The organism is Streptomyces sp. NPDC059355 (assembly GCF_042752335.1).
Lineage (GTDB): Bacteria > Actinomycetota > Actinomycetes > Streptomycetales > Streptomycetaceae > Streptomyces.
In genome coordinates, this window is the sequence record NZ_JBHYXN010000023.1 from 16,153 (window position 1) to 29,508 (window position 13,356).

11 protein-coding genes are annotated in these 13,356 nt (G+C 72.3%); 4 read left to right on the forward strand and 7 right to left on the reverse strand.

Annotated elements, in window-relative coordinates; all coding sequences use genetic code 11:
- Positions 1–63 precede the first annotated feature (63 nt).
- Positions 64–765 carry a class I SAM-dependent methyltransferase gene (locus tag ACFXGI_RS21975; RefSeq protein ID WP_384709450.1) on the forward strand — a complete coding sequence of 234 codons (702 nt, stop codon included), beginning with the start codon at positions 64–66 and terminating at the stop codon, positions 763–765.
- Positions 766–824: 59 nt separating this feature from the next.
- Here ACFXGI_RS21975 and ACFXGI_RS21980 read toward each other — a convergent pair whose 3' ends face one another.
- The 3 genes from ACFXGI_RS21980 to ACFXGI_RS21990 form a co-directional block, all read right to left on the reverse strand.
- Positions 825–1,622, reverse strand: coding sequence for a hypothetical protein (locus tag ACFXGI_RS21980; RefSeq protein ID WP_384709171.1), 798 nt, complete (start codon positions 1,620–1,622; stop codon positions 825–827).
- Positions 1,623–1,780: 158 nt separating this feature from the next.
- On the reverse strand, positions 1,781–2,470 hold the full coding sequence (locus ACFXGI_RS21985) for a class F sortase (RefSeq protein WP_384709174.1): 690 nt from the start codon (positions 2,468–2,470) through the stop codon (positions 1,781–1,783).
- The gene (locus ACFXGI_RS21990; protein WP_384709177.1) at positions 2,467–3,282 is read right to left on the reverse strand and encodes a hypothetical protein; all 816 of its coding nucleotides are present in this window, start codon (positions 3,280–3,282) and stop codon (positions 2,467–2,469) included. The genes ACFXGI_RS21985 and ACFXGI_RS21990 overlap by 4 nt, the downstream gene beginning before the upstream one ends.
- A 345-nt stretch (positions 3,283–3,627) precedes the next feature.
- Between ACFXGI_RS21990 and ACFXGI_RS21995 the strand changes: the two genes are divergently transcribed.
- Together ACFXGI_RS21995 and ACFXGI_RS22000 are read left to right on the forward strand one after the other, a co-directional pair.
- Positions 3,628–6,135 carry a discoidin domain-containing protein gene (locus ACFXGI_RS21995; RefSeq protein ID WP_384709180.1) on the forward strand — a complete coding sequence of 836 codons (2,508 nt, stop codon included), beginning with the start codon at positions 3,628–3,630 and terminating at the stop codon, positions 6,133–6,135.
- Between the two features lie 134 nt (positions 6,136–6,269).
- A complete protein-coding gene (locus ACFXGI_RS22000; protein ID WP_384709183.1) occupies positions 6,270–7,874 on the forward strand; it encodes a serine/threonine-protein kinase in 1,605 nt (534 codons plus the stop codon).
- A 41-nt stretch (positions 7,875–7,915) separates the two neighbouring features.
- On the opposite strand, the gene ACFXGI_RS22005 is transcribed toward ACFXGI_RS22000, so the two are convergent.
- Genes ACFXGI_RS22005 through ACFXGI_RS22015 form a run of 3 tightly spaced genes read right to left on the reverse strand, consistent with a single transcriptional unit; the run spans position 7,916 to position 10,404 of the window.
- Positions 7,916–8,791 carry an alpha/beta fold hydrolase gene (locus ACFXGI_RS22005; RefSeq protein ID WP_384709186.1) on the reverse strand — a complete coding sequence of 292 codons (876 nt, stop codon included), beginning with the start codon at positions 8,789–8,791 and terminating at the stop codon, positions 7,916–7,918.
- Positions 8,788–9,525 (reverse strand): TetR/AcrR family transcriptional regulator, encoded by a 738-nt coding sequence (locus tag ACFXGI_RS22010; protein ID WP_384709189.1) that lies wholly within the window; start codon positions 9,523–9,525, stop codon positions 8,788–8,790. Before ACFXGI_RS22010 ends, ACFXGI_RS22005 begins: the two co-directional genes overlap by 4 nt.
- Before the next feature lie 12 nt (positions 9,526–9,537).
- Positions 9,538–10,404 carry a class II aldolase/adducin family protein gene (locus ACFXGI_RS22015; RefSeq protein WP_384709192.1) on the reverse strand — a complete coding sequence of 289 codons (867 nt, stop codon included), beginning with the start codon at positions 10,402–10,404 and terminating at the stop codon, positions 9,538–9,540.
- Between the two features lie 316 nt (positions 10,405–10,720).
- Between ACFXGI_RS22015 and ACFXGI_RS22020 the strand changes: the two genes are divergently transcribed.
- Positions 10,721–11,827 (forward strand): substrate-binding domain-containing protein, encoded by a 1,107-nt coding sequence (locus tag ACFXGI_RS22020; RefSeq protein WP_384709195.1) that lies wholly within the window; start codon positions 10,721–10,723, stop codon positions 11,825–11,827.
- Positions 11,828–11,885: 58 nt separating this feature from the next.
- Here ACFXGI_RS22020 and ACFXGI_RS22025 read toward each other — a convergent pair whose 3' ends face one another.
- The gene (locus ACFXGI_RS22025; RefSeq protein ID WP_384709198.1) at positions 11,886–13,355 is read right to left on the reverse strand and encodes a sensor histidine kinase; all 1,470 of its coding nucleotides are present in this window, start codon (positions 13,353–13,355) and stop codon (positions 11,886–11,888) included.
- Between the last annotated feature and the right edge of the window lies 1 nt (position 13,356).

Consider the following 13,356-nt stretch of genomic DNA (forward strand, 5'->3'; position numbering starts at 1 on the left):
TCGTACCGTACCCCGGCGATCCAGTCATCTTCCGCCCCCCGACCCCGCGTGCGGCGGGGCATGATGAACGCCGTGCCCGATGCCACGCCTGATCCCGTACCGCAGCCCCCGGCTGATCCCGCCTCCGCCATCCGCGCGTACTTGAACGGCGCCGCTGCCGCCTTCGACGAGGAACCGGACCACGGCCTGCGCCGGGAGCGCACGCGGGCGGGGTGGGCGCGGCTCCTGTCGTCCTGGCTGCCCCGCGCGCCGGCCGACGTGCTCGATGTCGGCTGCGGTACCGGGTCCCTGTCGCTGCTGCTCGCCGAAGCCGGCCATCGCGTCACCAGCGTGGACCTGGCGCCGCGGATGGTGGAGCAGGCCGAGGCCAAGTTCGCGGCCGCGGGTCGCGCGGCGCGGTTCCTGGTCGGCGACGCCGCCGCCCCGCCGACCGGGCAGGAGCGGTACGACGTCGTACTCTCCCGCCACCTGCTGTGGACCCTGCCCGACCCCGAGGCCTCGCTGCGCGCGTGGGTCGCCAGGCTGCGGCCGGGCGGCCGGCTGGTGCTGGTCGAGGGCCGCTGGCGGGAGGCCGGACAGGCCGGCACGCCGTACGTGGCCGGAGCCGGGTCCCTGCCGTGGGACGGCGGCGTCACCGCCGCGGACCTGACCGCCGCCGTCCGTCCCCTCGCCACCCGCCTGCACGTCGAACCACTCAGCGGTGACGCCGAGTTGTGGGGCGGACCCGTTGCCGACGAGAGGTACGCGCTGATCGCCCACGTCTGATGCGGCGGCTGCGCGGTCCTGCCCCGGCCCCGCGCTGCGGCCCGTCCGATCCGGCGCGGTCAGTGGTGTGCGGTCAAGCGCTTCGTGAGCGTGCCTCCGACGACGATCAGGGCCACGCCCAGCCACCACACGTTGCCGTCGAAGATGAGGACGGCGATCCCGATCGGCACCAGCAGCCCGGCCAGGGGTACGAACAGCCCGGAGAGGCGCGGCGGCTCCGGGCCGGGCTCGCCCGCCTCGCGCAGGGCCCGGGCGCGTGCGACGTCCGGGTACCAGGCGGTGAAGCGCAGGGCCGCCACGATGGCCAGGATCTGGATGATCCATCCGGTCCAGATGTTGTTCGGGTTGTGCAGCACCAGGTCGCCGTACGCGCCCGCGAGGGCGGCGACCAGGAACGCCAGCCCCCACACCCCGGTGATGACGTAGTTCGTCCGGAGGAACGTGGGCCTGTGCCAGTACGCCGGATCGACCTGCTCCCGCGCGTACTGCAGGGTGAACGGCATGCGGAACGCCATGGAGCCGAAGGCGATCAGGAAGAGGGTGATGTTGGACACCTCACCTGCGTACGTCTCCAGCCACCGGCGCGTGTCGTCGTTCGCGAGGATGCCGATGACGGCGAGGATCGCGAAGAAGACCAGGTCGGCGATTTCCAGCAGCTTCCACGAGCTGCCCCGGTTGATGATCCGGCCGGCCGCGACCAGCACGATCGTCGTCGCCAGGGCGAGCAGGACCGCGATCTCGAACCTGCCCGGTCCGACCAGCAGCGAGAAGATGATCCACGGGGCCATGCCGATGACGGGATTCTCGAGGAATCCCGCGATGCCACCGCGGGCCGTGGCGGGCCCTTCGGTCTTCACCTTCCCAGGGTGCGCCGGCGCAGGGGGCAGGGCCATTCGGGAAGTGGCGGGCCCACCCGAGGGCTCGGGGCTTCGGTGATCCCGCCCGGCCTCCCGGTCGGACCCGCCTTCCGACAGTCGATCGCCAGTACCACCTCAGCGCGGGGGGAGCCGGGTCCTCACGTGCTGCTCGTCATGCGGGCGAAGACGACCACGTTCTTGTCGTAGTAGTGCTTCTTCGCGTCGAAGTCGCCGCCGCAGGTGACCAGGCGCAGGCCCGCGTAGTCGAGGTTCTTGTACACCTCGAGGGTGGGGAAATCGGCCTTCGGGTACTCCGCGACGCGCTCCACCGTGAACGTGGCCGTCTTGTCGTCCCGCCGGGTCACCTTGATGGTGTCACCGGCCTTCATCGTCTTCAGCTTCTCGAAGACGGCCGACGCGCCGTTCCACGTGACATGGCCGGCGATCACGGCCGGGCCCTGGGAGCCGGGTGTCGGGCCCGGCTCGTACCAGCCCGCGAGGCCGGGGTTCTTCGGGGTCTCCATGCTGCCGTCCGTGTTCTGGTGCAGCGTCTCCAGGGTGCTGGACAGGCCCAGGGAGGGGATGGCGATCTTCTGCGGCTCCGACCGGGCCAGGACGGGCTGGGCCGGCGCCCCGGCCTTCGGCGACGCCTGGTGGCCGCCCGCGGAAGGCTCCGCGGTGGGAACGCTTCCGGCGGCCTTGCCCGCCGGGGCGGGGGGCGCTGCCGGGCCCTGCCCCCCGCACCCTGCGAGGAGCAGCGTGGCGCAGGCGAGGGCGGCGGAGCCCAGGGCGCGGCGCACGGTCCGCGGGGAGGTCATCCGGCTGGGAATGATGCGGCTGGGAATCATGCGGCGGCACCCTCAGTCTCCGTACGGACCCGGGCGGCCGCGATCCGCCGCCGCGCGAGGAGCGCGACGCCGGCCGCCGCCGCGGATACGGCGATTGCCGCCCCGGCCGGCATCGTCGCGCTCTCCGGCGCGCCGCCGCCCGTCTCGATGCCGCCGACCGGAAGGGAACCCACCGAAGCGCCCATGACCATGCCGCAGTTGGTCGGAGCCGTCGCCTCCTGGGGCAGCTTCGGGTCGAGCTCGCTCTTGCCGGCCCCCTGGACGTCGTACGTGCCGTTGTGGTTGCGGTCTATGCCGTGCTGCACGATGTGCAGGTCCTTGATGTGGTCGACCACGTCCTGCGAGACGGTGATCGTCCGCTTGTACGAGAGCTTGCCCTGCTTGTCGGCGACGGGCATCTGGTCCACGGCGAGACCGCTGGCCGCCTTGGTGTCCCCGGACGTCGTGAGCGAGATGTTGATGTCGCCGTAGTCGACGGTGGCCTCGGTGTTGCTGAGGACCCCGTCGCGGTTGGTGTCGTCACTGGCGTCCGGGCACTGGAAGTCGTGCCCCTTGGTCGAGCCGTGCAGGTGCTGCGCGGACGGCTGTCCGGGCACCATGCCCTCGGACTGGATCTGCACGGTCAGCTGGGTGCCCTTGATGCTCAGCATGGCCGTACCCCGGGAACCGGAGTCGTTGAGCTGCGCGAGGTCGATCTGGTACGCCTTCCCGCCCTCCGCGGCGAGAGCCGGGCAGGAAAGCCCGAGGGTCAGGAACACGGCGGCGGGCCCGGCGGCGAGTACCACGAGGCGACCAGTGCGCTTGGCAATCACATTCGCTCCTGTTCCGCGGCTCCGGGGAGGAGGGAGCCGCAGATCGTACGGGGGTGAAGCGAGCCCCGGAGAGGGTCTCGCCGCTACTTCGGAGCACCAAGGCCCTTGGATGGGTCCTTCTTCGAAAAAATCTTCCGCAGCCGGAGCGGCCCCCGCCGGGGCCACCCCCCGGGCCGAGGCGGACGGGGCGCCGGTTCGCGCCAACTAGCCTTGACCACAGGCGAGTTACTGATGTTCTGGCCTATGTTCTGTGGGGTATGCACCAGTTCACCCACGGAGGTCAGATTGCAGCACAGGCGACGCTTCCTCGCCTTTCCACGTGCCCTACGCCGCTCACACCTGCTCATGGCCTTCGGCCTCGGCTCGCTGCTGATCGGTCTGACGCCGTGGCTCGGGGTCGGCGGGCCGGCGGCGGCCGGGCGGGCACCCGGGCCGCGGCCCGCGCCCGTCCCGTTCGACCAGCAGACGGCGCAGCAGTCGCCGCACCACGGCGTCGCGCCCGCCAACGCCATGGAGCCCACGGCCCCGGTCCTCGACCGGACCGGCTGGACGGCCACCGCCGGTGACGAGGAGACCGGCGGCGAGAACGGCCGCGCGGCCAACGTGCTCGACGGCAACAACGGCACCATCTGGCACAGCAGGTGGTCCGGCACCCCCGCCCCCCTGCCCCACGCCATCACCATCGACATGCACCGCACCGCCGTCGTCTCCGCCCTGATCTACCTCCCCCGCGCCGACGGAGCCAACGGCCGCGTCGGCGAGTACAGCATCAGCGTCAGTGCGGACGGACAGGACTGGGCCACGGCGAGCCCCGTCGCCACGGGCACGCTCGCGGACGACGGCAGCGCCAAGACGCTCGGGTTCGCCCCGCAGGGGGCCCGGTTCGTACGGCTGACCGCGCTCACCGAGGCCGGCGGCCGCGGCCCCTGGACCTCAGCCGCCGAGATCAACCTGCTCGGCGACCCCGGCACCCCCGCGGCCACCGTGGACCTGCCCCGGTCCGGCTGGACGGCCACGGCCGGCGACGAGGAGACCGGCGGCGAGGACGGCCGCGCGGCCAACGTGCTCGACGGCAACGCCGGCACCATCTGGCACAGCAAGTGGTCCGGCACACCGACCCCCCTGCCGCACGCCATCACCATCGACATGCACCGCACGACGGCCGTCTCCGCCCTCGTCTACCACCCCCGCCTGGGCGGGGCCAACGGCCGGGCCGGCTCCTACACCATCACCACCAGCACCGACGGCACGGCCTTCGGCACGCCGGTCGCCGCGGGCACCTGGCGTGACGACGACACCGTCAAGACGGCCACCTTCGTCCGTACCGAGACCGCGCGCTACGTACGACTGACCGTGACCACGGAGGCCGGCGGGCGCGGCCCCTGGACATCGGCCGGCGAGATACGCCTCAGCGGACCGGCCAGCCCGGCCGTCCACGGCTCCTGGGACCGCATCACCGGCTTCCCGCTGGTGCCCGTCGCCACCGCCGCCCTCCCCGGCGACAAACTGCTCGCCTGGTCCGCGTACGCCGTCGACCGCTTCGGCGGAAGCAACGGCTACACCCAGACCGCGATCCTCGACCTGAAGACCGGCAAGGTCACCCAGCGCCGCATCGACAACACCGGACACGACATGTTCTGCCCCGGCATAGCGATGCTGGCCGACGGCCGCGTACTGGTCACCGGCGGGAGCAACGCCGAGAAGGCGAGCATCTACGACCCGGCCACGGACGAATGGTCCGCCACCGCCAGCATGAACATCGCCCGCGGCTACCAGGCCATGACCCTGCTCTCCACCGGCGAGGCCTTCGTCCTCGGCGGATCCTGGAGCGGTACCGCGAACACCGACAAGGCCGGCGAGGTCTGGTCACCGGACACCCGTACGTGGCGCAAGCTCCCCGGAGCCACCGCCGCCCCCGCGCTGACCGCCGACCCCGCCGGACCCTACCGGGCCGACAACCACATGTGGCTGTACGCCACTTCGGGTGGAAAGGTACTGCAGCTGGGCCCGAGCAAGCAGATGAACTGGATCTCCACCAGCGGCCAGGGCGGCATCACCCCCGCCGGCACCCGCGCCGACAGCCAGGACGCCATGACCGGCAACGCCGTCGCGTACGACATCGGCAAACTGCTCACCCTGGGCGGCTCGCCCGCGTACGAGAAGACCCCGGCCACGCAGCGCGCGTACACCGTGAGCATCTCGGGCGGCCAGACGGTACAGGCCGCCCGTACCGGGGACATGGAGCACGCCCGCGCCTTCGGCAACAGCGTGGTCCTGCCCGACGGCAAGGTGGCCGTCTTCGGCGGACAGGCCTATCCGGTGCCCTTCAGCGACGCCACCTCGGTGCTGGCCCCCGAACTGTGGGACCCGGCGACCGGCCGCTTCACCCCGCTCGCCACCATGGCCATCCCGCGCAACTACCACAGCGTGGCCAACCTGCTGCCGGACGGGCGGATCTTCTCGGGCGGCGGCGGCCTGTGCGGCGACTGCGCGACCAACCACGCGGACGGAGCCGTCTTCACCCCGCCGTACCTGCTGGAGGCGGACGGATCGCCGAAGCCGCGTCCCGTCATCACGGGGGGAGTGCCCTCCAGGGCGGCCCCCGGCACCACGCTCACGGTCGGCACCCAGGCTCCGGTGGCGTCGTTCGTCCTGATGCGGGCCGCGGCCGCGACCCACTCCACGGACAACGACCAGCGGCGGGTCCCGCTCGCCTCCACGGCCACGGGAACCGGCGCGTACACGGTGTCCATACCGGCGGACACGGGTGTGGTCCTGCCGGGGAACTACATGCTCTTCGCCCTCGACGCCCAAGGCGTCCCCAGCATCGCGAAGTTCGTCACCGTCTCCTGATCCCGCGAGCGGTGTCCGGCGGCCGCCGAGCCGACCGGGCACCGCTCGCGGTGCACCCCCGTCCGATAAGTTGGCCCACCGGACGGTCCGCTCGCCGCGGACCGGCACGACGTTCGTGGGGGACGGGGGAGTCCGTGGAGTCTTTGCGGCCTGGTGACCTGCCGGAGATCGGCGGGTACCGCCTGCTGGCGCGGCTAGGTGAGGGCGGAATGGGCGAGGTGTTCCTGGCCCGGACCCCGTCCGGCCGGCCGCTGGCCCTCAAGACCGTGCACCGGGAGCTGAGCCTGGAGCCGGACTTCGCCGAGCGATTCGCCCGGGAGATACGCACCAACGACCGGGTACGCAGCCCGTGGACGGTCTCGGTGGTGGACTTCAGCCCGCCCGGGGTGCTGCCGCAATGGCTGGCGACGGAGTACGTCGCCGCGCCGTCCCTCGGCGACTGGGTGCGCGCGTACGGGCCGTTGCCGGAACCGGCCGTGCGGTGCCTGGCCCGGGAGCTGTCGGCCGCGCTGGTGAGCGTACGGGCGGTGGGAGTCGTACACCGCGACATCAAGCCGGCGAACGTACTGCTCGGCCCCGAGCGGCCCTTCCTCATCGACTTCGGCATCGCCCGCGCCGTACGCGACCCCCGTCACACGCAGACGGGTGCGGTCATCGGCACTCCCGGCTTCCTCGCGCCGGAGCAGGCGACCGGTGCGGTGGCGGAGGAGCCGGCCGACGTGTTCTCGCTGGCCGCGGTCCTCGTGTACGCGGCGACCGGCCGCAGTCCGTTCCTGGCGGGCGGCGAGGAGCTGTCGCTGCCGGCCCTGCTGTACCGGATCGTCCACGACGAGCCCGTGCTGGACGGTGTGCCGCGATCCCTCCTCGCCCTGGTAGGGGAGTGCCTGGCCAAGGACCCGGCCGCTCGGCCCGCGGCCGAGGAGGTCCGGGCACGGCTCGGCGCGCCGGCGGAGGGGGACTGGAGCGCGGCGGTGCCGCAGGCCCTGGTCGCGGAGGCCGGCCGCCGGCAGACCGAGCTCCGGGGACTGCTGAGCGCATCGCACCCTCCGGCCGGCGCCCCGGCGGGGAGGGGCACGGCGCCGGTTCCCCCGCCACCGCCGTTCGCTCCGGTGCCCCCGGGGAGCGACACAGGGACGGGGACCCGATCGGGCTCCCCGCGGCGCCTGGTCATCGGCGCGGCCGCCGGCGCCGCCGCGGTCGCGGCGGCCGTCACGCTCGCGATCGTGCTGTCGAAGGGCGGTGGCGGCGGTCATGGAGGCGGGTCCGCCGCCTCGCCCCCGCCGTCCGTGTCCGCGTCTGCTTCCTCCTCGGCGTCGACCGCCGGGTCCTCGTCCGCCGGCGCGTTGCCTCAGGGCTGGGTCGGGACGTGGTCCGGCATCGGACCCGGGACTCCGAACGCGGACGGGATCACCCGGGCGAAGACGGGTGAGTTCACGGTGACGGTCACCCTGAACGCCGGGGCAGCGGGCGAGATCGTGGGCAAGCAGGTCAGCACCGTCAAGGAGGTCCGCTCCGGGCGGGACCTGGGCTGCACGGAGGCCCTCAAACTCCAGCAGATCAAGGGGAGCACGGTGGTCTTCGCGGCGGTGACCAGCCACCCGACCGACCGGGAGGCCCCGTTCGACTGCCCCCAGGGCAACCTCTACGTGCTGACCATGGAGTCCGCGGACCGGCTGACGCTCGAATCCGAAGGCGCCCAGTCGGCCGGAGCCCCGGCGGCCCTGGCCCGCAACCCCTGAATCCGGTTGCTCCGGTTGCTCCGGTCGTTCCGCCGGGCGCCTCAGGGCGCCAAGAACCCGACCAGGGCCGCCGCCACCGTCTCCGGGTCTTCCAGCTGGGGGTAGTGCCCGACGGCCGGTGGGCCGGTCAGCTCGACGACGCGGGCGTCCGGCATGCGCACCCGGATCCGGGCCAGTACGTGGGCGCCGCTGATCGGGTCGGCGGGGCCCCACACGAACAGCGTGGGCCCGGCGAAGTCCTCCAGTGCCGAGACCCACCGGACACGGTGCACACGGCGCTCGTCGATGTAGCGCAGCAGGCGCGGGGCGAGGCGGTGGCCGTCGGCGCGGGAGGCGGACACCCACAGATCGTGCAGGTCCCCGTCATGGAGAGGCCGACCCAGCACGGTGCGCAGGGTCGCCCCGAAACGGCGCTCGGTGGTGAACGGCGCCACGAGTGGGCCGAGGGGGCCGTGCAGCAGGCGCTGGATGGGCACAGGGCGGTGCAGATCGGGGTAGAGGCCGCCGTTCAGCCAGGCCATGCGGGTGATGCGGGCCGGGTCGCGGGCCAGCAGCTCCTGACCGACGCTCACCCCGTAGTCATGCGCGACCACGGCCGTGGCGCCGATTCCGCACCGCCGCCAGACCTCTTCGACGAGCGAGGCCTGGCTGAGCACCGAATAGCGGTGGCGCCGGGGCTTGTCGCTCTCCCCGAAACCGAGCAGGTCGAGCGTCGTCACCCGCAGTCCGGCCGCGGCGAGCACCGGCACCACGGCGGCCCAGTCGTGGGAGGAGGTCGGGAACCCGTGGACGAGGGTGACGGGCGGGCCCTGCGGCGGCCCGTCCTGGCGTACGAAGACGCGGTGCCCGCCGATCTGCGCCGTACTGCCGCCTTCGGTCCAACGGTGCAGCGGCGGCAGGGCGCGTTCGCCGCTCATGCGTGAGCCTCCTCGGAGTGCCGGTGGTCCAGCCCGTACAGCAGGGTCCGCAGGCCGAACTCGAACTCCGCCTCGGGATCGGGGGAGTTGAGCAGCTCGGCATGGCGGTGGACGGACGGGTGGGTGAGCGGGGAGAGGGAGCCGAACAACTCGGTCATCGCGGCGCGCTGTCCGGCGGTCCGGGCGGCGCCGCCGGAGTCGAGCACGGCGGCGCCGATCACGAAGTGGGTGACCGTGAGGTAGACGTGGACGGCCGACCGCGGCCCCCACCCGTGGGCGAGGAGCTGTCCGAGGGCGTGCTCACGGGCCCGCAGGGCGTTGGGGCCGAGCAATTGCCCGGCGGTCAGCAGCGGGACGACCGCCGGGTGCGCCGCGAGGACCCGGCGGAACTCCAGCGCCCCCCGCTCCACCCCGGCCCGCCAGTCTCCTCGCAGTTCCGGCATCCGGATCTCGCCCAGCATGTGGTCGACGGTCTCGATCAGGAGCTCCTCCCGGCTCGCGACGTGCCGGTAGAGGGAGGTGTGGCGGACCTGGAGGCGCTCGCCGAGCCGGCGCATCGTGAGCGCCTCCAGGCCCTCCTGGTCGGCCAGTTCGAGCGCGCCCGCCGTGATCCGGTCGAGCGTCAGCCCGCCCTGGCGCGGCCTGCGCCGGTCGCGTTCGGCGTACCGAGCCTGCCACCAGGCGGGTGATCCGGCCTTCGCGGAGGCCGGATCGGTTTCGTGCTGGAACGTCATGGGTGGCGGAGCCTACTCGAAGAGGTCGGGATCCGTGCGGACGATCTCGTCCCACAGCGGCTGGAAGGAGAACCACCCCGCGAGCGGGAAGCCGGTCTGGTCCCGGGTGTACCGGGCGGACTCGGGGTCGATCAGGTGCGGGGTGCCCGCGGCCTCGGCCAGCAGCTGCGCCTGGGCGCTGCGCTCCATGGAGATGAACCACCAGGCCGCCTCGTCGACCGATTCGCCGACGGTGAAGATGCCGTGGTTCTGATGGATGACGGCCTTGTGAGGCCCGAGCCCCGCGGCGAGCTGTCGGCCGGCCTCCTCCTCGACCACCACGGCGCCGGCGCCGTCCCGGTGCACGGTGTGCTGTTCGTACACGGCGCACGCGTCCTGGGTGATCGGGTCCAGCGGGCGCCCGAGGCTGGAGAAGGCCTTGCCGTGGACGGCGTGGGCGTGGCAGGCGGCGATCACGTCGGGACGGGCTGCGTGGATCGCGGAGTGGATCACGAATCCCGCCCGGTTGACGGGCCGCCTGCCGTGGCGGACCTGTCCTTCGTGGTCGACGAGGATCAGGTCGCTGACGCGGACGTGCCGGAAGGACATGCCGAACGGGTTGACCCAGAACATGTCGGTGTACTCCGGGTCCCGCACGGTGATGTGTCCCGCGACCCCTTCGGAGAAGCCGAGGCGGCCGAAGACGCGGCAGGCACCGGCGAGCCGCTGCTTGCGGTGCTCGCGCTCCTGCGCGGGGTCGGTGAACGCGGGGGGCAGGGGCAGCTCGAGGTTCTCCTGGCGGGGGACGAAGGCGCTGCCGCGCCACCCGTTCCCACCTTCCCCAGGTCCGGCGTCCAGATCCGTCTCGTCGTTTCCGTGGGTGCCCGTCATACGGTCCATGCCCCGCCTCACTCGATGATGCGTCCAGTGGACGCATATCTTGCGTCCACTGGACGCATTGCGCAAGACCCGGGCCTCGCGAAGACCGACGCGGCGGGCCTGCCCGTTGGTCGCTCTTACCTCTTCACGATTTGAACTCTCACGGCAGTGAGAATTGTGCGGAAAAGCAGGCCAATTGCCGAATTGCGCCAAAGCGGAGCGTGATGGCAACGTTGCCATCTCGTTAATAGTTCACTTCTTGACGGAGGTGTCGGCGCCGAGTTGACTGCGTCTACCTCGGCCGCACGGACACGGCCTGCTCAGGGAGGTTTACGTCGTGAACACGCATCTCGGTCGGGTTGTCGTTGTCGTCACCGCTGCCGCGGCATCCGTCTCGCTCGCCGCCTGCGGAAGTACGGAGGGTGCCGGCGCGGGATCCGGCGGCTCCGCCAAGGGGGAGGCCATCAAGGTCGGCCTGCTGCTCCCGGAGGACCAGACGGCGCGCTACGAGAAGTTCGACAAGCCGCTGATCGAGAAGGAAATCGCCAAATTCACGCGTAACAAGGGCGAAGTGGTCTACGCCAATGCCAAGCAGGATGCGGCCGCCCAGAACGCCCAGGTCGACCAGATGATCGCCCGTAAGGTGAATGTCCTCATCATCGACGCGGTGGATGCGAAGGCCATTGCCGGCGCGGTCAAGAAGGCCAAGGACGCCCATATACCGGTCATCGCCTACGACCGCCTCGCCGAGGGCCCGATCGACGCCTACACCTCCTTCGACAACGAGGACGTCGGCAAGGTCCAGGCCAAGGCCCTGCTGGAGGCGCTCGGCGACAAGGCCGGATCCGGCCAGATCGTCATGATGAACGGCTCGGTGACCGACCCGAACGCCAAGGGCTTCAAGTCCGGTGCGCACTTCGTCCTCGACGGCAAGGTGACCATCGGCAAGGAGTACGACACCAAGGAGTGGAAGCCGGAGAACGCCAACAGCAACATGGCGGGTGCGATCTCCGCGCTGGGCAAGGGAAGGATCGTCGGCGTCTACTCCGCCAACGACGGCATGGCCGGCGGCATCATCACCGCCCTCAAGGCGGCCGGGGTGAGCCCCCTGCCCCCGGTCACCGGCCAGGACGCGGAACTCGCCGGCGTGCAGCGCATCGTCGCGGGTGAGCAGTACATGACCGTCTACAAGAGCTACGCCCCCGAGGCCGCGGCCGCCGCGGAGATGGCCGTCGCCCTCGCCCAGGGCGAGAAGATCGACGGACTCATCAACCAGATCGTCGACAGCCCGACCAGCAAGGGCGTGCCGTCGGTGCTCGTCCCGGGCATCGCGCTGACCAAGAGCAACATCAGGGCGACCGTGATCGACGACGGCATCTACACCGTCTCCGAGATCTGCACCGACAAGTACAAGGCCGCGTGCGACGAGATGGGCCTGAAGTAGCCCGCAACAAGGGCCCGGAGCGGGACCGGGGCGGCCTGAACCGGCCGTCCGGTCACCGTCAGGCGGACGCCAGGCGGACGCGGAACAGCGCTCCGCCGCCCGGCGAAGTCTCCAGTTCCAGTCCGCCGCCATGGGCCCGTACGAGCGCCGACGCGATCGCCAGGCCGAGCCCCGCCCCGCCGCCCGCCTGCCGGCTCCGGGAGGCGTCCACACGGTAGAACCTCTCGAAGACCCGGGCCGCCTGCTCCGGCGTGAGACCCGGTCCGGAGTCGGCCACCTCGATCACCGCGCCGTCACCCGCACTCCCCACGCCGATGCGCACCGGTGAACCCGCCGGCGTGTGCGCGACGGCGTTGCCGACCAGGTTGGCGATCACCTGGCGCAGCCGCGCCTCGTCGCCGTGCACCGGCGCGGGGCCGGGCAGGCCGACGCCGCCCGGACCGGTCAGCGTCACCTCGCGCGCCGGGTCCAGCGCGCGGGTGTCGTGCAGGGCGTCCACCGCGAGTGTGCGCAGGTCCATCGGGGCGAGCTCCAGCGGACGCTGCTCGTCCATCCGGACCAGGGTCAGCAGGTCCTCCACCAGACCGCTGAGCCGCACCGCCTCGCTCTCGATCCGGGCCATGGTCCGTTTCACGTCCGCCTCGTCGGCGAGAGCGCCCATCCGGTACAGCTCGGCGAAGCCCCGGATGCCGGCCAGCGGCGTCCGCAGCTCGTGACTGGCATCGGCGACGAAGCGCCGCATCTGCTCCTCCGAGGCGGCGCGGACCGCGAACGCCGACTCGATCTGCGCGAGCATGCCGTTGAGCGCACTGGTCAGCCGTCCCGTCTCGGTGCGCGGCGAGGCGTCCGGCATCCGGTGCGAGAGCGGGCGCCCCGCCGAGATCTCCGCCGCGGTCTCCTCGATCCGCCGCAGCGGGCGCAGCCCGGCCCGTACCGCGAACCAGCCGGCGGCGGCGAGCAGCAGCGCCACCACGACGCCGATGAGCTCGAAAGCGGTGGCCAGGTGGTCGAGAGCGGAGGACACGTCGTCCAGCGGAGCCGCGACCACGACCCCGGCGGGCAGCCCCGGATCGTCGCTCCCCACCGGCACGATCAGCACCCACCAGGTGCCGTCACCGTGGTCGCTCGGGACCTCGAACGCCCGCCCGATCCTGTCCCGCAGCTGCGTTCCGTCCATCGCCGGCCACAGCGGGCGCGGATCCCCGGCCGCCACGGGCTCCCGGAACTGGTCGGTCACCCTGCCGTCGGCATCGGCGAACGCCACCACGTACTGGCTGGGCAGCCAGGCCCGTCCCGGCCCGCCCCCCGGCCGGCCCGGGTGCGCCTGCGGGGTGCCCTCGGCCCGGACCCGGAACGCCACCGAGTCCCCGTACCGTTCGAGTTGCCGGTCCACCCGCCCCACCAGCTGCGCGCGCACCGATCCGAGTACGACGGTGTCGCTGACGGTCAGCCCGAGCGCGACCAGGACGATCGAGAGCAGCACGAGCCGCGAGCGCAGCGAAAGGCCCGCGAGCCGGAGCCCCGCCACG